At 66.6% G+C, this 20,531-nt stretch carries 19 protein-coding genes; 7 read left to right on the forward strand and 12 right to left on the reverse strand.

Annotated elements, in window-relative coordinates; genetic code table 11:
- From ACKN61_RS13045 to ACKN61_RS13060, 4 genes are all read left to right on the forward strand, one after another.
- Entirely contained in the window at positions 1-2,688 is a 2,688-nt protein-coding gene (locus ACKN61_RS13045) for a glycosyltransferase (protein ID WP_408949907.1), read from the forward strand.
- On the forward strand, positions 2,685-4,115 hold the full coding sequence (locus ACKN61_RS13050; protein WP_408949908.1) for a methyltransferase domain-containing protein: 1,431 nt from the start codon (positions 2,685-2,687) through the stop codon (positions 4,113-4,115). The genes ACKN61_RS13045 and ACKN61_RS13050 overlap by 4 nt, the downstream gene beginning before the upstream one ends.
- 159 nt (positions 4,116-4,274) lie before the next feature.
- Entirely contained in the window at positions 4,275-6,602 is a 2,328-nt protein-coding gene (locus ACKN61_RS13055) for a glycogen debranching protein (RefSeq protein ID WP_408949909.1), read from the forward strand.
- A gap of 149 nt (positions 6,603-6,751) precedes the next feature.
- Positions 6,752-7,981: a hypothetical protein gene (locus ACKN61_RS13060; RefSeq protein WP_408949910.1), complete on the forward strand. Its 1,230-nt coding sequence runs from the start codon at positions 6,752-6,754 to the stop codon at positions 7,979-7,981.
- 391 nt (positions 7,982-8,372) lie between these two features.
- Here ACKN61_RS13060 and ACKN61_RS13065 read toward each other — a convergent pair whose 3' ends face one another.
- Complete coding sequence (locus tag ACKN61_RS13065) at positions 8,373-9,167, reverse strand: AraC family transcriptional regulator (protein ID WP_408949911.1); 795 nt, start codon at positions 9,165-9,167, stop codon at positions 8,373-8,375.
- 71 nt (positions 9,168-9,238) lie between these two features.
- On the opposite strand from ACKN61_RS13065, the gene ACKN61_RS13070 reads away from it, so the two are divergent.
- Positions 9,239-10,519, forward strand: coding sequence for an MFS transporter (locus ACKN61_RS13070; RefSeq protein WP_408949912.1), 1,281 nt, complete (start codon positions 9,239-9,241; stop codon positions 10,517-10,519).
- A gap of 67 nt (positions 10,520-10,586) precedes the next feature.
- On the forward strand, positions 10,587-11,165 hold the full coding sequence (locus tag ACKN61_RS13075; RefSeq protein ID WP_408949913.1) for an alpha-ketoglutarate-dependent dioxygenase AlkB family protein: 579 nt from the start codon (positions 10,587-10,589) through the stop codon (positions 11,163-11,165).
- Between the two features lie 24 nt (positions 11,166-11,189).
- Here the strand turns inward: ACKN61_RS13075 and ACKN61_RS13080 are convergent, their stop codons facing one another.
- From ACKN61_RS13080 to ACKN61_RS13105, 6 genes are all read right to left on the reverse strand, one after another.
- Positions 11,190-11,396, reverse strand: coding sequence for a hypothetical protein (locus ACKN61_RS13080; RefSeq protein ID WP_408949914.1), 207 nt, complete (start codon positions 11,394-11,396; stop codon positions 11,190-11,192).
- Positions 11,397-11,499: 103 nt separating this feature from the next.
- Positions 11,500-12,171 carry a GIY-YIG nuclease family protein gene (locus ACKN61_RS13085; RefSeq protein ID WP_408949915.1) on the reverse strand — a complete coding sequence of 224 codons (672 nt, stop codon included), beginning with the start codon at positions 12,169-12,171 and terminating at the stop codon, positions 11,500-11,502.
- A gap of 80 nt (positions 12,172-12,251) precedes the next feature.
- Positions 12,252-12,485, reverse strand: coding sequence for a hypothetical protein (locus ACKN61_RS13090; RefSeq protein WP_031372371.1), 234 nt, complete (start codon positions 12,483-12,485; stop codon positions 12,252-12,254).
- Positions 12,486-12,548: 63 nt separating this feature from the next.
- Positions 12,549-12,884, reverse strand: a complete 336-nt coding sequence (locus ACKN61_RS13095) for a DUF3247 family protein (protein WP_408949916.1) — start codon at positions 12,882-12,884, stop codon at positions 12,549-12,551.
- Between the two features lie 106 nt (positions 12,885-12,990).
- A complete protein-coding gene (locus ACKN61_RS13100) occupies positions 12,991-13,356 on the reverse strand; it encodes a BON domain-containing protein (protein ID WP_408949917.1) in 366 nt (121 codons plus the stop codon).
- Between the two features lie 153 nt (positions 13,357-13,509).
- Complete coding sequence (locus ACKN61_RS13105) at positions 13,510-13,692, reverse strand: hypothetical protein (protein WP_031372368.1); 183 nt, start codon at positions 13,690-13,692, stop codon at positions 13,510-13,512.
- A gap of 188 nt (positions 13,693-13,880) precedes the next feature.
- Here ACKN61_RS13105 and ACKN61_RS13110 point away from each other — a divergent pair, with 188 nt between their 5' ends.
- Positions 13,881-14,354, forward strand: a complete 474-nt coding sequence (locus tag ACKN61_RS13110) for an MgtC/SapB family protein (RefSeq protein WP_031372367.1) — start codon at positions 13,881-13,883, stop codon at positions 14,352-14,354.
- Between the two features lie 4 nt (positions 14,355-14,358).
- On the opposite strand, the gene ligD is transcribed toward ACKN61_RS13110, so the two are convergent.
- From ligD to ACKN61_RS13135, 5 genes are all read right to left on the reverse strand, one after another.
- Positions 14,359-16,926 (reverse strand): DNA ligase D, encoded by a 2,568-nt coding sequence (gene ligD, locus ACKN61_RS13115; protein WP_408949918.1) that lies wholly within the window; start codon positions 16,924-16,926, stop codon positions 14,359-14,361.
- A gap of 24 nt (positions 16,927-16,950) precedes the next feature.
- On the reverse strand, positions 16,951-17,841 hold the full coding sequence (locus ACKN61_RS13120) for a Ku protein (RefSeq protein ID WP_408949919.1): 891 nt from the start codon (positions 17,839-17,841) through the stop codon (positions 16,951-16,953).
- 256 nt (positions 17,842-18,097) lie between these two features.
- Positions 18,098-18,706: a hypothetical protein gene (locus ACKN61_RS13125; RefSeq protein WP_408949920.1), complete on the reverse strand. Its 609-nt coding sequence runs from the start codon at positions 18,704-18,706 to the stop codon at positions 18,098-18,100.
- Complete coding sequence (locus ACKN61_RS13130) at positions 18,669-19,127, reverse strand: low affinity iron permease family protein (RefSeq protein WP_408949921.1); 459 nt, start codon at positions 19,125-19,127, stop codon at positions 18,669-18,671. The genes ACKN61_RS13125 and ACKN61_RS13130 overlap by 38 nt, the downstream gene beginning before the upstream one ends.
- Positions 19,124-19,492: a hypothetical protein gene (locus tag ACKN61_RS13135; protein ID WP_408949922.1), complete on the reverse strand. Its 369-nt coding sequence runs from the start codon at positions 19,490-19,492 to the stop codon at positions 19,124-19,126. Before ACKN61_RS13135 ends, ACKN61_RS13130 begins: the two co-directional genes overlap by 4 nt.
- Between the last annotated feature and the right edge of the window lie 1,039 nt (positions 19,493-20,531).

The raw sequence follows: 20,531 nt of genomic DNA on the forward strand, positions 1-20,531 counted from the left end.
TTGAGCGCATTCCGCGGCACGCTGAGCGGAGCATCGCTCGTCGTCTGCGGCTGCGGCCCCTCGCTGCTGCAGCTGGCGCAGCCTCAGCGCTTCGTGACCATCGGCGTCAACGACGTCGGCCGGTTGTTCGACCCGACTTATCTGGTGGTGCTGAACCCGCGCCAGCAGTTCAAGCACGATCGTTTCCGCTACGTCGAGCAGTCCAATGCGCAGGCGCTGTTCACCCAGATCGAGCTGGGACGGGTGCGGCCGCCGGTGGTGCGGTTCCGGCTCGGCCAGTACGCCGGCACCGAACCGGGGGCGGACGACGCGCTGCATTACACCCAGAACTCGCCCTATGTCGCGGTCTGCCTCGCGGCTTATATGGGCGCGCGACGGATCGGGCTGATCGGCGTCGATTTCACCGACGATCATTTCTTCGCCGCCACCGGCCGCCATGCCCTCGCCGCCCGGCTCAAGGAAATCGACGGCCAGTACGGCAAGTTGGCAGCCGCACTCGGCCGACGCGGCGTCGAGTTGTTCAACCTCAGCGCGATCAGCCGCCTGAATTCGCTGCCGCACGCCCGCATCGACGGCGAGGGCGAGTGGCTGCGCGATCCAGCCACCCTGCACCGCCTGCCCACGCCGGCGCCCGTGCCGGCCTCGGTGCGGGCACCTGCACCGACAACCGCAAGACCTCGCGCGTCCGCAAGGAGCCCCGCCATGAAAGTCGCGATCGAAAAACGCACCGCCGGCCTGGTCGGCGATCTGTTCGAGACCCTGGCCGTCTCGGTCGCCGCGCTCGGCCATACGGTCAGCCGCGACCCGCGCGCGACCGCGCGCAATCCGCGCGTGCTGTCGATCGTCTGGAACGGACGCGGCCATAGCCTGCTGGGCCCGGCGCTGTACTGCGAGCACGGTTGGCTGCCGCGCGCCGACTACCAGATCAGCCCGCGCGGCATCAACGCCGATTCGCACGCCGCGCCCTTCGTCTGGGACGGGCAAGCCCTGACCGCCGAGCAGGATGCCACCCTCGAACAACGGCTCGCGGCGATCAAGTCGACCGGTTTCAGCGGCTACTACCAGTACATGCAGGCCAATCGCGAACACCGGATCGACCTGCCGGCGCAGTTCCTGCTGGTGCCGCTGCAGATCGAGTCGGACACCAACATCATCCGCCACGCGCCCTCGTCGCTGCGGACCATGCAGGCCTTGATCGATCACGTCAGCCGCCTCGACCCGCCGTGGCCGGTGATCTTCAAGCAGCACCCGGCCGACGCGCGCACCCGCAACCGTCATCTGCGTCTGCAACTGCGCCGCAAACAGGACCTGTTGTGGCCGCAGACCCGCGGCAATATCCACGAGATGCTGCGCAGCGGTGCTTGCCGAGGCATCCTCACCCTCAACAGCAACGTCGCCCATGACGGCCTGCTCTGGGACGTGCCGGCGATCGTGCTCGGCCGCAACGTGTGGCCACGCAGCGGCGCGGTGAAACCGTTCCTGACCGAGGCGCCGCGCGATTGGGCGCTGCTCGCCGAAAGCGCGGCCAGCGCCGAAGGCATCGCCTGCCGCCGGGCCTATGCGCAGCATCTGATCGCCCACCAATACAGCCTGAGCGAAGCCGCCGACCCGCAGCGCGTCGCCGGTCTGCTCGAACTCGCCCTGCGCGAACGGCCGTTGGCGCCGACCGGTACGGTGATTCCGCGCGTCCTGCCCCGCGCCGCCGCGCGCAAAGCCGCGCCGATGCCGGCGCCGTCGTTGCCGACCCTCAACGTGGTCGCCGAGAACAAGGGCTGGTTGTTCGAGCACTGGAAGCAGGCGCTCGCGTCGGCCGCGCCGCCCGGTTACCGCGTCGCCGCCACCCAGAAGCCCTTGCCGCAGGCCGAGGCCTGGATCTTCCTGCGCGCCCGCGAAGCCGCACGCAGCCCCGATCCGATGCGCAGCGTGGTGCAGTTGCACGACATGAGCGGCGCCGAGGCGTATCGGCGCGGCGGCGCGCGTGCCGACGTCGCCCGCTGCGGCGGTCTCGTCCTCGCCCATCCCGATCAGCAAGCGATCCTGGCCGCGAGCGGCATCGATCTGTCGAAGCGACAGTGGATCGTGCGGCCGGTCGGCTGGAGCGAGGCCGCGCCGGCGCCGCCCAACCAGGACGCCGTACCGGTATTGGCCTGGGTCGGCCGGCCGGCGAACCAGCAAGGCTGCGACGCGAGCGGCCTCGCCGACTTCATCGCCGCCGTGCAACGGGCCAAGTCGCCGATGCGCATCGCCTTGGTCGGCGAACGTCTCGATGCCACCGCCGCGAGTCTGCGCCGCGCCGGCATCGATTGCGCGGTCATGGGCCTCTCGCAATGCCCGCTGTCGCGCTGCGGCGAATGGATCGGGCGCTTCGACGGCGTGGTCGTGACCAGCGCCAGCGACTGCGGCCCCTGGCCCTTGTTCGATGCGGTGCGCGCCGGCGTGCCGGTGGTCGCCACCCGGGTCGGCTGGGCCGAGCAGTTGCTCGGCGACGGCCGCTGCGGCCATCTCGTCGACGACATCGACACGATGGCCGCGGCGATCGATGCGGTGCTCGGACAACGCAGTCATTGGCGAGAGCGACGCCTGGCCTTGCCGCCGCAATGCCCCGAGTTCGGCATGGCTGCCTGGGTGGAAGCCAATCTACGGCTGGCGGTCGCGCTCGCGACCGGCGGCGAGCGAGCCGTAGCATGAAGACCCATCCGCTCCGCGCCGTCGTCGCGCCCCCTAAACCGAAGCCGAAATCGGCACCGAACCCGGCACCGAGCCCGCTTGCGCGCGCTAAGCCCCGCAAGGCCGGCAAGAAGAAAGGCCCGCCACCGCCATGGTTGGCCGACCAGGCTTTGAATCTGTTGCTGGCGCAGTACGAATTCGACAGCGTGCTCGATGTCGGCTGCGGCGACGGCCTGCAGGCGCGTCACCTCGCCAAGCACGGCAAGCGCGTCACCACGATCTCGTTCGAGTCCTACGGCGCCCATCGCCCGGACTTCGTTGGCGACTTCGAGGATTTCGCCAGCGACGAGCGCTACGACCTGGTCTGGTGCTCGCATGCGCTCGAACACCAGGCCAACGTCGGCCTGTTCCTGCAACGCCTGGTGAGTTTCGTCGCGCCCGGCGGCTTGCTCGCCATTACCGTGCCGCCGGCGCGGCCCTACATCGTCGGCGGCCACCTGACGGTGTGGAACGCCGGGCTGTTGCTGTACAACCTGATCGTCGCCGGCATCGATTGCCGCGAGGCCCGGCTCAAGGTCTACGGCTACAACATCTCGTTGATCGTGCGGGTGCGCAAGGCCGAACTGCCCGCGCTGCGCCACGATATCGGCGACATCGAACGCCTCGCGCCGTTCTTCCCGATGCCGGTGCAACAGGGCTTCGACGGCCGCATCGAAGAGATCAACTGGGAGCGGCCGCACAGCGCCGACATCGCAAGCATCGATCGCGGCGCGCACGCGGCGGCGAAGGCCGCCACGGCGATGCTGGCGGCGGCCCCGGTGATCGATGCCGGCGCCGCACTCGACATCGGCGCGTTTCGCGCCTTGCCGGTGCCGCACAAAAGCGACCTCGACAGCCTGCTCGCGGTGACCCGCGCGCACTGCCCGAGCGGCCATGTAATGGAGTTCGGCGTGTTCCGCGGGCGTTCGCTCAGCGCGCTCGCCAAGGCCTTGCCCGAACGCAGCGTGCACGGCTTCGACACCTTCAGCGGGTTGCCGATCCCCTGGCAACGCAGCGCCGACAGTGTCTATCCGGCCGGCCATTTCGATACCGGTGCCCTGCCCGAGGTGCCGGCGAATGCGCGGTTGTGGCCGGGCGAATTCGGCGCCAGCCTGCCGGCCTGGCTGGCCGCGCATCCCGGCCCCGCGGCGCTGCTGCACATCGACTGCGATCTGTACGAGTCCACCGTCACCGTGCTGACCTTGATGGACGAACGCATCGTGCCCGGCACGGTGCTGGTGTTCGACGAGTTGTGCGACTGGAACGAATCCGGCGTGTACCCGGCCTGGCGCGAGGGCGAATGGCGGGCGCTGCGCGAATGGCTGCAACGCCGTCCGCGCCGGTTGCGGCTGTTGGCGCGCGGGCCGAAGTTCTCCGCGGCGATCCAGGTGCTCGCCGCGCCGTCCTGAGCATCCGACGAGCGCGGCCCCGCCTGCGAGCCGCGTCCGCGATCACGGAACGCGGCATTGAATACGATTGCAGCCGGTCCGGAGCAGCGCAGCAACGGCCTTAGAGTGGCTCGGCGCGCGTAGTCCGCGCGCCTTCCGATTCGACAGGAGTGCGGGGCGATGCGCGATCAGACGCGGTGGTGGAACGGCATGGCGAGTGCGGTGCTGGCGACGATGTTGGGCCTGCTGTGCAGCGGCCAGGCACGCGCCGCCATCGATGCCCAGCAGTTGGGTGCGCGCTACGACGCCAGCCAGAGCAATCTCAACTTCCGCGTCTATTCCTCGCGCGCCACCCGCATCGAAGTGTGGCTGTACAAGACCGCCTCCGGCGCGCAGGAAGTCGCTCGCCTGAGCATGACCAAGGACGCGGCAACCCAGGTCTGGTCGAAGTCGGTCGCGACCAGCACCATCAAGACCAGCTACGGCATCACCGGCACGGTCTACTACGGGTATCGCGCCTGGGGCCCCAACTGGCCCTACGACGCCGCCTGGAGCAAAGGCAGCGGCACCGGTTTCGTCAGCGACGTCGACAACGCCGGCAACCGCTTCAATCCGAACAAGCTGCTGATCGACCCCTACGCGCGCGAGCTCAGCCAGGACCCGAACACCGCCGCCTGCGCCGACGGCACCCTCTACGCCAGCGGCGCCAGCCATCGCAACAAGGACAGCGGCGCCTGCGCCGGCAAGAGCGTGGCCCTGCCCGCCGATGCCTCGTCGATCGGCAGCAAGCCGACCCGCGCGCTCAAGGACGAGGTGATCTACGAAGTGCACGTGCGCGGCCTGACCCGCAACGACGCCAGCGTGCCCGTCGCCGAACGCGGCACCTATGCCGGCGCAGCGCGCAAGGCCGCCTATTTGGCCGGGCTCGGCATCACCGCAGTCGAATTCCTGCCGGTGCAGGAGGCGCAGAACGACCAGAACGACGTCGACCCCACCTCGACCGCGAACGATAACTACTGGGGTTACATGACCCTGAACTATTTCGCCCCGGACCGCCGCTACGCCGCCGATAAGAGCGCCGGCGGGCCGACCCGCGAATGGAAAACGATGGTCAAGGCCTTCCACGACGCCGGCATCAAGGTCTATATCGACGTGGTCTACAACCACACCGGCGAAGGCGGCCCCTGGGGCGGCAGCGACGGCCTGACCGTGTACAACCTGCTGTCCTGGCGCGGCCTCGACAACCCCGCCTATTACTCGCTGACCGCCGACCTCAAATACCCCTGGGACAACACCGGCGTCGGCGGCAACTACAACACCCGCAACACCGTCGCCCAGAACCTGATCGTCGACTCGCTGGCCTATTGGCGCGATGCGCTCGGCGTCGACGGCTTCCGCTTCGACCTGGCCTCGGTGCTCGGCAACAGCTGCCAGCACGGCTGCTTCAACTTCGACAAGAGCGACGCCGGCAACGCGCTCAACCGCATCGTCGCCGAACTGCCGCCGCGCGCTGCGGCGGGCGGCGCCGGTCTCGACCTGATCGCCGAACCCTGGGCGATCGGCGGCAATTCCTATCAGGTCGGCAACTTCCCCGCCGGCTGGGCGGAATGGAACGGCCTGTACCGCGATGCCCTGCGCAAGAAGCAGAACAAGCTCGGCGTCGAGGTGGTCACGCCGGGCACCCTGGCCTCGCGCTTCGCCGGTTCCAGCGACCTCTACAGCGACGACGGCCGCAAGCCCTGGCACTCGATCAATTTCATGGTCGCCCACGACGGCTTCACCCTCAACGACCTCTATGCCTACAACGACAAGCAGAACAACCAACCCTGGCCGTACGGGCCTTCCGACGGCGGCGAAGACCACAACCTGAGCTGGGACCAGGCCGGCGTGGTCCTCGAACAACGCAAGGCGGCTCGCACGGGATTGGCTTTCATGATGCTGAGCGCCGGCGTGCCGATGATCACCGGCGGCGACGAAGTGCTGCGCACCCAGTTCGGCAACAACAACACCTATAACCTGGATTCGGCGGCGAACTGGCTGTACTGGACCCGCGACAGCATCGAGGCCGACCACGAGACCTACAGCAAGCGCCTGATCGCCTTCCGCAAGGCGCATCCGGCGCTGCGTCCGGCCAATTTCTACAGCGGCACGGACGGCAACGGCAACGTCATGGAGCAGTTGCGCTGGTTCAAGCCCGACGGCGCCCAGGCCGATGCGGCGTATTTCAACGGCACCGGCAACCATGCCCTCGCCTGGCGCATCGACGGCAGCGAGTTCGCCGACCCGGCCAGCGCGATCTACGTCGCCTACAACGGCTGGTCGGGGCCGGTGAACTTCGTCCTGCCCTGGCCCGGCAACGGCAAGCAGTGGTACCGCGTCACCGACACCGCCACCTGGAACGAAGGCCCGAACGCAGTCGCGGTGCCGGGCTCGGAAACCCTGATCGGCGGGGAGAACGCGACCTATGGATTGCAGGCGCGTTCGCTGTTGCTGTTGATCGCGAAGTGATCGTGAGCGCCGCACCCACTGCGTGGCCGTGATCGCCATGCCGTTGCGTTGTATGGGCTGATCCGCGACGGGAAAACGTCGGGCGACGCGTGTCGCCCGTCACGCTCCGCATCGCGGCCGCGTCGGTTCCGATACGCCGGGAGGCCCGCATGTGGCAGTTCCAGAGCATCCGCAATCCAAGCGAGGCCTCGCTGTGGTTCAGCGACGGCCTGCCGATCGACAGCTGGCGCGGCGGCAAGGGCGTATCGAGCCGCTTGATCGTCGACGGCGAGGGCTTTCTCGACGTCACCGATTTCCAGAATGGCTTTCCGTTCGGTCCGGTGATGGATTTCATCGACTTCAACGGCGCCGACTTCGACTACACGCCGAACCCGAGCGCCAGTTTCGACCTGTACCTGCCCGGCGACGGCAGCTTTTCGGTGACCGCGGCGGCGACCGGCGCTACCCAGTCCGGACAGCTCAAGCCCTTGCCGGTGGTCGCGGCCGCCGATGCGGCTTACCTGGACCAGATGATCGCCGACAAGTACGTGCCCTATCAGGACATCCCCGATGCGCCGGGCAAGAGCTTCGCCCAGATCGCCGCGCTCGGCGCGCAGTTGTTTCCGTTCTCGCCGTACAGCTTCCAACTGGCGATGTCGATCTACGACTGGACCACGGCCTCGTTCACCCGCCTGGTGTTCATGAAGATCTTCGAATACACCGGCATGAACCAGTCGCCGCTGCCGCTGGATCAGGACAGCATCGCCACGGCGATCTGGGAATCGAACTGGAACACCTACAACCCGAGCAACGCCGACTACATGAACTCCTTCATGATGACGCCGGCCTCGTCCCTGGCCGACGTGCAGTCGCAACTGGCCGCGGTGGCGACCCAGTTGCAGCAGTTCAGCGACGTCGAGAACCGCCTGCTCGCCGCCGCCTACCAGGCTATGCCGCGCACCAGCATCGTCGACCAGCCGCAGCTCTTCAGCGGGCAGATGGACATCTACCAACTCGGCATGGAGCACTTCGGCATCGAGTTCCTGCAGTGCCCGCTCAATGCCGGCCCCGACACGGTGCCGCTGCAGATCGACTTCAGCCAGGCCATCGCCGACTATATCCAGCCCGGCGACACCATCACCACCAAGATGGTCTGGAGTTTCGGCAGCAGCATGAGCGAGGCGATGCAATACCAGAACGGCATCGTCCTGGTCGCCAACCCGCCCGACGGCGCCTGGGTCTGGGATGCCGCCAGCTACATCACGCCGCTGTCGGACGATCCGGACAAGATCGAATACACCTTCGCCCCGGGGACCTCGTTCCTGGTGCAGTCGGTCGAACAGACCCAGAACAACGGCGTCGACGTCTGGGTCATCACCTTGCTCGTGTCCGGCGCTTGAGCGCCGCCGACGCACTCAGCGCGGCGGCGGTTCGCGCAGCCGCTTGCGGTACACGCCGGAAGCCGCGGCTGAAGGCGGGCTAGCAGCCGTAACCGTCTTGCGCGGCGATCTGCGAGTTGGCGCCGATCGTGGTTTCGGGAAGCGGAACGATTGCGTCCCGCTTCGCCGAAGCCGCGTCGTCGGCACGACGCTTCGCGGCTTCAGGGTAGGAGCGGCGCAAGCCGCGACCACGCAATCACGGAATCGACGTCGGTATCGGACACAGGCTTGGCAACGAAATCCGACTGAACTGTCGGGCGACGCGCCGGGCATCGTTTCAAGGCCGGACATCGAATGACGCCAGCGTTTGCGGATCATGATCGCGGCTTGCGCTGCTCCTACCCTTGGCGGCTCAAACGCCCTCGCGCGCAGGCCCGTGCGACATCGCCAGATACCGGCTCGGCGGCATGCCGATCAGGCGCTTGAACATGGTCGTGAACGCCGAGGCGCTTTCGTAACCCAGGTCCAGCGCCAGGGTCGTGATCGGCTCGCCCGCGGCCAGCCGCGGCAAGGCGGCGAAGATCGCCGCCTGCCGGCACCATTGGGCGAAACTGGTGCCGGTTTCGCCGCGGAAACGGCGGGTGAAGGTGCGCCGGCTCATCGCCAGGTCGCGGCACCAGTCGTCGATGGTGTCGTGCGGCGAGGGATGCGCGAGGTAAGTGCGGCAACGCTTGGCCAGGCGCGGATCGGCCGGAAAAGGAATGTCCAGCGGCAACACCGGCGCGCGTTCGATTTCCTGCACGATCAGCGAATAGATCAGGTCCGGCCGCGACCCGCTCTCGGCCTGCAACGGCAGGTCGAGGGTTTCCAACAACAGCTCCCGCATCAGCGGCGACACCCCGACCACCCGACAGTCCCGCGGCAAGGCCGCGCTGAGCTCGGGCTCGATGTAGACGCTGCGCGTGCTGATCGCGACCAGCACATGCACGTCGTGGGCCATGCCGGCCGGAATCCAGGCCGCGCGTTCCGGCGGCACGATCCAGCGCCCGGTCTCGGTGCCGACCACCATGATCCCGTATGCGGCGTACAGCAGCTGCGAGCGGCGATGGCGGTGCCGGGCGATGCGATGGTGGCTCGGGTGGTCGTTCGAGGTCGCGACGATACGGCCCGGCAAGGCGTCGACCTGGGTCGCAAGGACATTGCGCATTGGCCCGATCTCGAAGATTGTTGACCTGAACAATAATGCGGGCATGCGCACGGCGGCGTCTACTGGTCGCCATGACCACCCTCGATACCCCGAACACGTCGAACGACGCATCGATCGATACGCCCGCGACCGCCGCCCTGCCCGCCTTCGAAGCGGATCAGAAACCCGCCGAAGCGGCCGGCCGCATCGCTTTGCCGATCCTGGCGATGCTCAGCGTCTGCCATCTGCTCAACGACATGATCCAGTCCTTGCTGCCGGCGATCTATCCGCTGCTCAAGGACGCGTTCAAGCTCGATTTCGGCCAGATCGGCCTGATCACCCTGACCTTCCAGGTCACCGCTTCGCTGTTACAGCCCTTGGTCGGCATCTACACCGACAAACGGCCGATGCCCTACTCGCTCGCCATCGGCATGGGCTTCACCCTGGCCGGCCTGTTGCTGTTGTCGCGCGCATCGAGCTTCCCGATGTTGCTGCTCGCCGCGGCCCTGGTCGGCTCGGGCTCGTCGGTGTTCCACCCGGAGTCCTCGCGGGTGGCGCGCATGGCCTCGGGCGGCCGCCACGGCCTGGCTCAGTCGCTGTTCCAGGTCGGCGGCAACGTCGGCTCCGCGCTCGGCCCCCTGCTCGCCGCCTTCGTGGTGATGCCGCGCGGCCAGGGCAGCGTCGGCTGGTTCGCTTTCGCCGCGCTGACCGCGATCGTGATCCTGAGCCGCATCGGCGTGTGGTACCGCGAACAGATCCCCGCGCAACGCAAGAAACAGGCTAGCGCTGCGCGTGCGCCGCTGCCGCGCAAGACTGTCGCCCGCAGCATGGCGGTGCTCGCGGTGCTGATCTTCTCCAAGTATTTCTACATGGCGAGCCTGTCGAGCTACTACACCTTCTACCTGATGGAAAAATTCCAGCTCAAGGCGCAGGACGCGCAGGTGCACTTGTTCGTCTTCCTCGGCGCGGTCGCCGCCGGCACCTTGCTCGGCGGGCCGATCGGCGACCGCATCGGCCGCCGCTACGTGATCTGGTTTTCGATCCTCGGCGTGTTGCCCTTCACCCTGCTGCTCCCACACGCCAACCTGTTCTGGACCACGGCGTTGACGGTGGTGATCGGCCTGGTACTGGCCTCGGCGTTCTCGGCGATCCTGGTCTATGCGCAAGAACTGGTGCCGGGCCGCACCGGCGTCATCGCCGGCCTGTTCTTCGGCTTCGCCTTCGGCATGGGCGGCCTCGGCGCCGCCGCCCTGGGCCAGCTCGCCGACCGCATCGGCATCGAAGCGGTGTACGCCTTGTGCGCCTATCTGCCTGCGATCGGCCTGCTGGCCTGGTTCCTGCCGAAACTGGAGAAGCCGGTCGCCGCTGTCTGACGACCGCGAGCTGCGCCACTGCGGCGCCCGTCTCGCAGCTTGAGAATGTTTCGTCGCATCATGCGCCATGCACCAGCATTCGTTGTTCGACGCCGACCCGCAGCAACCGATCCGCGACGCCGAAGGCGGCGTGCGTTATCTGCCGGGCGTGTTCGATGGCGAGTGGTCGATGCGCTTGTTCTCGGCGCTGCTCGAACAGGCCGCGTGGACCTCGCAACAACGCATGATGTACGAGCGGCTGATCGACGTGCCGCGGCGCATGGCGATGTATCGCCTCGATCGCGACGCATTGCCGCCGATGCTCGCCGACACCGCCGAACGCATCGGCGAATTGTTGACGACCCCGTTCAACAGCGTCGGCCTGAACCTGTATCGCGACGGCCGCGACAGCGTCGCCCTGCACAACGACAAGCTGCACCACCTTGCACAGGGCCGGCCGATCGCAGTGCTATCGCTCGGCGCGACACGGCGCATGACCGTGCGGGCCAAGCGTGCGCCGCACGCGACCTGGCAGCTGCAGCTCGAATCCGGCAGCCTGGTGGTCATGAGCCATGCCTCGCAGCAGCATTACGACCATGGCATCCCCAAGGCGCCCGGCGTAGTCGACCCGCGCATCAGCCTGGCGTTCCGGGTGCGTACCGATTGAGTGCGGCCGCAACCAGTCGGCGGATCAGCCCATGGTCGAGGCGTGCCCGGTCGAAGCCTGCAGGGCCGCCGCGAGCGCCGCGTCGCCGGACACCAGGTCGCTCCAGTTCAGCGCGATGCCCTTGCGCCGGCCTTTCTCGGACAGTTTGAGGCCATCGGGATCGACCGTCAGCGTGTACAGCTTGCCGTCGATCTCCACTTCGCGCCGTATCGGCTTGTCGAGTCGGGTCATGATGGTATCGCTCCTGTATGCGGACGGATGCTGAAGCCTTGCTTGCCGGTCTGCTTGCCGGTCTGCGCCGTTCGAACGCTGGCGCGATCCGAACTCTCAACTCTCAGTTTCTCGAACTATTCGCGCGATACCACGCCAGCAAAGCCTCGGGCAGGCGCGGTTCCAGCTCGACGCCCAAGGCCGCATGCGCATCGAGCGAGTCCAGCAACTTGCGCCGCAAGGTCCGCAACCCGGGTTGGTCGAGCAGCGAGACATCGCCTTGCAGTTGCGTCATCAGGGCGGCGCTGCGGTCGTACAAGTCATCGCCCTGCGCGGCGAGTTGCCGCCCCAGCCATTCGCGCAGCGGGCGATGCACGGTATGGCCGACGGCTTGCAGGCGCACCGCCTCCTCAGCCAGCGCCCGATAGGCGCCGCGATACCACTCGCTGTGGCCGCCGGCCTGCGCGTTCGCGGTCAACGGCGCCGGTGCGTTGTAGTCGCTCAGGCGATGACGCAGGTCCAATTCCAGCTTGCGCGCATCGCCGACGGTCTCGGTCTCGACCAGGAAGGCCAGGTCGAGATCGAAGAACTCGAAGAACCGCGCTTGCAGCGCCTGGATGCGCCCCAGCGGCCCGCGCGAGAAGCCCAGCTTGAGCAGGTCCTCGTACGCGCAAGGCAGCACGTACAGATAACAGACGCCTTCGCTGGCACTGTGGATCACCGCGGGGTCTGACGAGCGGATGGCGCGCATGCGGCTAGCATCGCCGATCGCCGGTGAAGTCGAAAGCATGCTCATAGGACGTTCCGCAACCGCTCTAAAAACCGTGCGCGAGTTCGAGGATTTGCGGATCGGCCCCGGTTGCCGGCGCCCCAGGCTCATGCCCGGTCCGCGACCCCGCTGACGCCGGCGCTGCGGGCGCAATGCACGCAGCAATAGAAGGTGCCGTCGTCCTCGATGCCGTGCCCGACGATGCGGCAGTCGCAGTGCGCGCAACGCGGCGCCATCGCGTGGATCGCGCACTCGAACGAATCGAAGGTGCCGCTGCGCGTCCCCATCGAAACGGTGAAGGTCTTGTCGTACTGGTTTCCGCAAACCTCGCAAACGGCCATGACGGGCTCCTGGTGTGTGGCGGCGCGGCGTCCGGCGAGATCGGCCTCGCCAAACGGCGCCGGCTAGCTGCCCGTGGGTTTCCCGCGGGCCGATGGACGAACGAATTCGCGTTCGTCGGATTGCAACGGGCAAACATTCAGGATCTCGTCGAGCCAAAGATAAGCGACGCGGTCGCCGCCGCGGATGTCTTCCAGTCGCAGCACCGCATTGCTGCCCTCGTTGCCGTGGGCGTCGAGAAAGGTCTGCAGACTCGGCCGGGTCGCGACGACCCCGACCTGCCGACTGCCATCGACCAGAACGATATCGACCAAGCCTTCGTCGGGAAGCCGCTCGATCAAGAGACTCAATCGGCGGATCTCGGCGGGATCGGTGTGAACACGGTCGGCTAGCTGGGTCATCGCTCTGTCCTATGCGGACTGTCCGTATGTGGACTGTCCTATAAGGACCGTCCCCTGAGGAACTGTCCTTATGAGAGTCGGCAGGCCGGGGAATACCGGCCGTCGCCTACTTGTTGTGGGCGCTCTTGGCCGAGACCAGCGCGGTGCTGTCGACCTTCTTGACGCCGTCGATCTTGCGCGCGATCTCGATGGCCTTGTCGGCCTCGGTCTTGCCGTCCACGTGACCGGACAATTTGACCACGCCGTTGACGGTCTCGACGTTGATATCGGTGCCGGTCACGCCCTTGGTGGCCAACAACTCGGCCTTGACCTTGGTGGTGATCCAGGTATCGCTGACCGGCTGCGCCGACTCGTTGCCGGTGCCCGTGGCCGGATCGTTGCCAGTGGGGCTGCCGCTGGATTGCGGCGCCGCCAGGGCGGTGCCGGAGACGGCCAGGGTCAGGGTGAGAATCGCGAGACGCATGGATTTCATGATGGAGTCCTCATATATGGGATCGAGACATGCGAGATCGGGCATGGGACCGCGCCCTGCGTCAGGCCGTGAAGCCGCGGCCATGGTCGGAACGCTTGCTGCGTACGGCACGGGCCAGTTCGATGCCTTCGGGTGATGGAACTGCGATGGAGCTCAGTGATGGTCTTTGCGGCCCGAGCCGGATTTCTTGCCGCCGCCGTCCTGCTTGTTGACGGTGGCCCAGGCGCGCTCTTCGGCTTCCTTCTGCGATACGCCGTCTTTCCTGTACTGCTGCTCGATATGCTCGGCCTGGCGTTTCTGCTTGTCGGTATAGGACGACTTATCTCCACGAGACATGACCGGTCTCCTGATCGGAATCGTTGGAATCACGATGCCGACGCTAACCGCCGGAGAGTTAAGGCCGGGACAGCGCGCCGTTAGCGCGGGGTGTGCGATTCATCTGCGCGCCGTCGCGACGACAGCCGGTCACCGACGCCTCACATGGCCCGGGTTATCAAGAACGCTTACCCAGCCGGAGCGCATTCATGGAGCTGTTGAGTCAGCTGTGGGTCGTCGGCGGCACCGCCTACGCAATGGTGCTCGGCGGCACCATCGGCCTGGAGCGCGAACTGAAGAATCGACCGGCGGGATTCCGCACCCACATGCTGGTCGCGGGCGCCTCTTCGCTGCTGGTAGGCGTGGGCCAACTGGCGATCATGGACCCGCGTTTCCGCATTCCCTTCCTGGTCAACATCGATCCCTTGCGCCTGGTCGAGGCGGTCGTCGCCGGCGTGTCGTTCATCGGCGCCGGCACGATATTCGCCCAGCGCGGCGGCCAGGCGGTGTCCGGCGTCACCACCGCGGCCTCGCTGTTGATGGTCGCAGTGATCGGCGCCAGCACCGGCCTGCGTTATCACCTGCTCGCCTTCGCAGCGACCGTGCTGACCTTGCTGGTCCTGTTCCTGCTCAACTTCGCCGAGCGCAAGGCCGGCACGAAACCACCGGACCAATCGACCTGAGGTTTCATATCGTCGGCAAGCGTTGTCGGCTCTCGGCGAAACCCTCCCAGGGATCGCTGCGCAGGCGCGCAGCGCGACGTAGTGCCTTGGCCAGATCGAAGTCGGTCGAGGAACGCGCTCGCGAGAATTCGTCCCAGCGCAACGGCATCGCCACCGGCGCGCCTTCGCGCGCGCGCAGCGACCAACTCGCCACGCTGGTGGCGCCGCGCGCATTGCGCAGCCAGTCGATGAAGATGCGCCCCTTGCGGGCGACCTTGGATGCCGTCGCGACATAGCGCAGCGGCGCCTGCGCGACCATGGCGTCGGCGAAGGCCTCGCTGAAGGCTTTGACCTCGGCCCAGTCCGGGCCGGGCCGGATCGGCACTACCACGTGCATGCCCTTGCCGCCGGACAAGCGCGGCCAACTGTCGAGCCCGATCTCGGCGAGCCGGTCGCGCACATCGCGCCCGGCCCGCTTGAGCTCGCTCCAGGCGATGTCCTCGGCCGGGTCCAGGTCGAACACCAACCGGTCCGGCCGGTCCGGCGCCTGCCGTTTCGCGCCCCAGGGATGGAATTCCAGGGTGTTCATCTGCACCAGCGCCAACACGCCTTCGATGTCGCGCACGTAGACGTAGTCGGCCTGGCCGGCGGCCTCGCGCAGGCGGACCGGATGCACGCCCTCGCCCAGGCTGTCGGCGTGGTGTTTCTGGAAGAAACACGCCGATGCGATGCCATCGGGGCAGCGCAGCAAGGACAGCGGACGTTCGATCAGTTCCGGCAGCAGCCAGGCCTCGACCGCGCGGTAATAATCGGCGACCTCGCCTTTGCTGATCTTCGCGGCGGGATAGACGATGCGTTCGGGATGGCTGAGCCGGGTGTCGCTCATCGCGGTTTCCTCGATGGATCGGGCGCGGATGGGCCGGACGCGCCCCGCCCTGGCGCGTCGCGGCGCAGGCTCGGCCTGCGCGGCTGCGACGGCGGCGCTCAGGTCGGCGGCCCGTTTGTCCTCGCGCAGCCGCACGAAGCTGGCCTGGCGGATCAGGCCTTCCTTGCCGCGTCCGCGCGAATGCACGTCGACGACGAGTTCCGGCGCGACCCAGCGCACCGAACCTCGCGGAAACGGCACGTGCCCGGGCAGTTCCACCGCCGCCTGTTCGCTGTGCAGCGTCTGCAGGCGCTTGCTCAGGCTGCGCAAGGCCGCATCGCTGAAACCGCTGCCGACGCGACCGACATATACCAGGCCGTCGGCGCCGGGCCGAGCCAACAGCAGGGAGCCGAAACCCTGGCGGCCGTGCTTCGGCGGCGTATGCCCGACGACGATGAATTCCTCGTCTGCGACGTGCTTGAGCTTGATCCAGGCCTGGCTGCGGCCGCCGTGGTAAGGCGCATCGGCGCGCTTGCAGACGATGCCTTCCAGGCCGGCCTTGACGCTCGCCGCCAGCACCTGCCCGGCGTCGCCTTCGACATGTTCGCTGAAGGCCAGCGCGTCCGAGGTCGAAGCGGCCAACACCTCACGCAACAGGCCTCGGCGCTGCGCCTGCGCCGCCCCGCGCAGGTCGATGCCGTCCAGATACAGCAGGTCGAAGATCACATAGCGCAGCGAATCCAACTGCCCGGATTCGAGCAGGCGCTGCAACTCGCCGAAATCGCTGCGGCCGCTGCGATCGGAGGCGATCAACTCGCCGTCGAGCACCGCGCTGCGCAGCGGCAGGCCGGCGATGGCCTCGGCCAGGCGCACGAAGCGCTCGCTCCAATCGACCTTGTTGCGCGATTGCAGGCGCACGCCACGCTGGAGGTAGGCGAGCATGCGATAGCCGTCCCACTTGACCTCGAACTGCCAGTCGCCGCCGCTCGGCGGGCTATCGCGCAACGTCGCCAACTGTAATTCGACGTCTTTCGGCATCGGCGCCGCGACGGCGCCGGCGATCTTCGCGGCGGCGCTGCGCCAGGCCCCGGAACCGCCTGCCCCGGCCCCTCGCGACCCGGCCCCGCGTGCGTTGGCGGTCGTCGCCCGGGATTTCCTGGCGAGCTGTTTCGCCGGCGGCGGAGCAGGCTTGGCGGCCGCGGCGGGCTCGTCGAGCATGCGATCGGCGTCGCTGTCGCGCGCATGCTCGTCGCTGCGCTTGATCAGCAGCCACTGCTGCTGTTTACCGATGGGCCGGGTCCGCACCAGGGTGAAACGGCCGTGCAGGCGCTCGCCGTCGAGTTCGAAGTCGAGCTTGCCGGCGGCGATCTGGTCGAGGGCGTCGTCGTCGGTGCGCCAGGTGCCGTGATCGAAAATGTCGACATGGCCGGCACCGTACTGGCCTTCGGGAATATCTCCCTCGAAATCGGCATAGGACAGCGGGTGGTCTTCGACCTCGACCGCGAGACGGCGCTCGCCGGCACGTAACGAAGGCCCCTTCGGCACCGCCCAGCTCTTCAGCACGCCGTCGGCTTCCAGGCGGAAGTCGTAGTGGCGGGCCCGCGCATGATGCAACTGGACGACGAAGATCGGCGCCTTGCGCCGCCCGCGGCGCGCACGGCCACGGTCGGCGTCCGGCTCCGGCGTGGCGTCGAAGCGACGTTTGCGGACGTAATCGCGCAGCGTCACGGCGCAGTCCTCACAGCCGCGCCGTCACGCCGACTTGCGCGTGCGCTTCTTGGCCGCCTTCGCGGTCTTCTTGGCCGGGGCCTTTTTGGCCGCGCGCTTAGTCGCACCCTGCCCGCCCTTTTTCTCCAGGCTGCGCTTGAGCAGTTCGGCGAAGTCGATGACGTTGGTCGCGGCGTTTTCCGGCAGCTTGGTTTCGTCGGCAGGCTTGCCGCGCACGACCTTCTTCGACTTGACCCGCTGCTCGATGACCTTGTGCAAGCGCTGGCGGAAGTCGTCCTTGTAGCTGTCCGGCTTCCATTCGCCGCTCATCGACTTGATCAACTGCTCCGCCATCTCGACCTCGCGCGGCGATATCTTCCACTTCGTCATGCTGCCCTCGGGCAGTTTGTAATCGCTGGGATCGACCAGTTCCTGGGCGTAGCGCAGGATCATCAGCATCAGGGCGTCGCCCTGCGGCACTACCGCTGCCAGGTATTCGCGGGTGCGAATCACCACCCGGCCGACGCCGACCATGCCGGTGCGCTTGAGCACCTCGCGCAGCAGGACATAGCCTTTCTCGGCCTTCTTGCCGGGCTCGAGCACATAGGGCTTTTCGTAGAACTCGGCGCCGATCGAGGCGGCGTCGACGAAGGTGTCGATATCGACGGTTTCCTTGTGATCCGGCGCGGCCGCGGCGATGTCGGCCTCCTCGATCACCACATAGCTGCCCTTGTCGTACTCGAAAGCCTTGACGATTTCCTTCCACGGCACTTCTTCGCCGGTCTCCTCGTTGACCCGCTCGTAACGGATCGGCGCCTTGTTGCGGCTGTCCAGCATGCGGAAATGCAGGTCGACGCGGCGCTCACCGGTCATCAGTTTGACCGGGATGTTGAGCAATCCGAACGACAGGGTTCCGGTCCAGATCGGGCGCGCCATGGCTACCTCGCAAGGCCGGCCTGAATCGCCGGCGGGAACATCGGGTCTCGACTGTGCCGCCGCGGGCGTTGAACCGGAGTGAACGGCGACGCCTTGCGAAGGCCGTCTCTCCCGATTTCGCGCCCGCAGGTCGGCGAGCGTCGCGCCGCGGAGGCGCCGCTACGGGTCGCGACGTTCCTGAGTTGCCGCGACCGGCTGCATCCGCGTGAGCGAACCGTGGCCGGCCGCGACAACCCAGGGCCGCGCTCCCCTGCAATCACAACATCTGGCTACGGGCTTTCTCGGCCCGAGCCGCGCCGATCGCGGTCTCGACCTGCTTGATTTCCTCGGGCGGCGGCAGAACCGCCGGCAACCCGAGCGACTCGATCCACAGCTCGCGGGTCCAGCCGGTCGTGTGATAGAGGTGATGGTCTTCGTCGGACTCGACCGCTTCATGAGCCTGCTTGAGCACTTCGAGGCCATCGCCCTTCGCATGCTCGACCAGGTGCCCGATCAGCTCCCAATTCATGTGGTCCTTGGTCTCGGCCAGCACCACGCATTCGGCGGCGACCAGTTGTGCGGCATCGGGATCGCCGGCTTTCTGCGCCATCCGGATGGCTTGCTCCAGCGCTTGGCCGATGTGGCCGACGACCTCGCGTCCGGGGCTGCGTTGTTTCGGGTCCAGGCCCAGTTCCTTGAACACGTTGAGCAATTCTTTCTCGTGGGTACGGGTTTCGGCGAGATAACCTTGCCACTCTTTGTGCAGGTCTTCGTTGACGGCGCATTCGACCGCCGCCTCGTAGATCTTGATGCCGCCCTGTTCGGTTTCCAGCGCCTGCAGCAGCAACTCACGAACCTGCGGGGCGTGCGGTTGGGTCTTCTTCATTCTGGTTCTCCTGATGGGGCGAAAGGGTTTGACCATCGGCTCCGATGGGCCGGCGCTTGCGAGCGCCGCGGGCGAGCCGTTCATAGCGCTGGCGGAACTTCTCCAAGGTCTCTTCGTCGAGTTCCTCCAGGTCGAGCAAAGCGTTCTCGGCGGCCTTCGTCGCACGAATCAACTCATCGAGCTTTATTTGTACTGCGGCGGAATCGCGGTTCTGCGAGTTCTGGATCAGGAACACCATCAGGAAGGTGATGATGGTCGTCCCGGTATTGATGACCAACTGCCAGGTGTCGCTGAAACCGAACAAGGGGCCGCTGACCATCCAAGCGAGCACCACGCCGAGCGCGAGGCCGAAACACAGCGGATGCCCGGTGAAGCGGGAAGCTGCTTTCGCCCCACGTTCGAAGGCGTGGCGCAGCGTCATGGGGGCGAACTCCGCTGTTCGAGCCGGCCCCAGGCCGCCTCCACCACCGTGCGGGCTTCGTCCCAATCCAGACGCGAGGCCCCGCGGGTGCGGCGATAGCACACGCCGATGCCGTCCTGCATCTCCTCCAGGGTCCGGCCTCGACTGCGCATGTAAGCGTCCAGGCCCAGTTTCACCGCCGGCTCGTAATCGCTGTAGCGCAAGCCCGGCCGATCGACCAGACCGCGATAGTGGTTGCGCCAATAGGCCAGTTCCGAATCGAGGTCCAGCACGGCCAGCGACAACGCCGAATCCGCGGCATCGCTGGTCGACGAGTCGATCGTCGAAATATCCGTCTCGTGAAGACGGTTCGTATAGACGGTCATGGTCGACTCCTAGAACAAGAACCCGGGCACATGGCGAGCGATCTAATGCGCAGGCAGGATCGAACGGGGGGTGAGGATCACCCGGTGCCGCGATGACGCCGCGACACGCTCGCTGTTCGACGAATCGATTCCAGACCCCACAGTGCCACCACGGACCGCGAAGACGACGTTACGGTCGCAACGATTTATTCTCGATGCGTTCATCAACGTCATGGGGATTACACGCATCGGCTTAACGCTTCAGCGAAAAATCGCGACACAGTTCGCAGGCATGCCTGCCGATAGGGCGAAACCGATCGACCGGCACACTGAACGGGCATGGGGATTGCTGGCCATCCAGAAGAATCGGGCCGCGAGATGGCCTTATTCGGCCAAGGCAGTTTTTGCACCTAAGGGTAGGAGCGGCGCGAGCCGCGACAACGTAGGTTCCTATCGTCGTCGGTCGCGAGGAGCACTCATGTCTCAACCGCGGCGCCGTTGCCGTTGCCGTTGCCGTTGCCGTGATTTTGATCTGCTTTTGCCGCTTTCCCGGTCAAGTGGAGACCCGGAGGGCGGCGCACAGGACGTGCGCCGTTTTCCGATAAGACAGGGACGTCTTATCGGAAAATCCCGGCGCGCGCATCGCACTCACAGGGGAGCTTCGTCAAGGAAGGCCTTTTCTTTGGTTAGCTTTCTTTTGGGCCAGCAAAAGAAAGTAACCCGGCCGCGTCAGCGGACGGAAGCTCTGCTCTTGCTTGAAGAACGAGACTCCGCGAATCCTTCCCTTGTAGGAGCGACGTAAGTCGCGACCACGACGCCTCAATCTCGAGTCACTGCGGGCTAGAGCCCAGGGTAGGAGCGGCGCAAGCCGCGACCGCACTGTGGCTGTCTTGCTGCGCCTCGCCCAAGCAGGATCAAGATCAAACGCCGAAAGCTTCCGCCACTAAAGCGGCGGGTTACTTTCTTTTGTCATAAGCAACAAAAGTCCGTCTGGATTCCCTTCGGTCAAAGGTAACCAAAGAAAAATGCTTTTCTTTGAATCACAGGCCCGCACGAGCGG

The organism is Lysobacter sp. Hz25, from assembly GCF_046097045.1.
Lineage (GTDB): Bacteria > Pseudomonadota > Gammaproteobacteria > Xanthomonadales > Xanthomonadaceae > Lysobacter > Lysobacter antibioticus_B.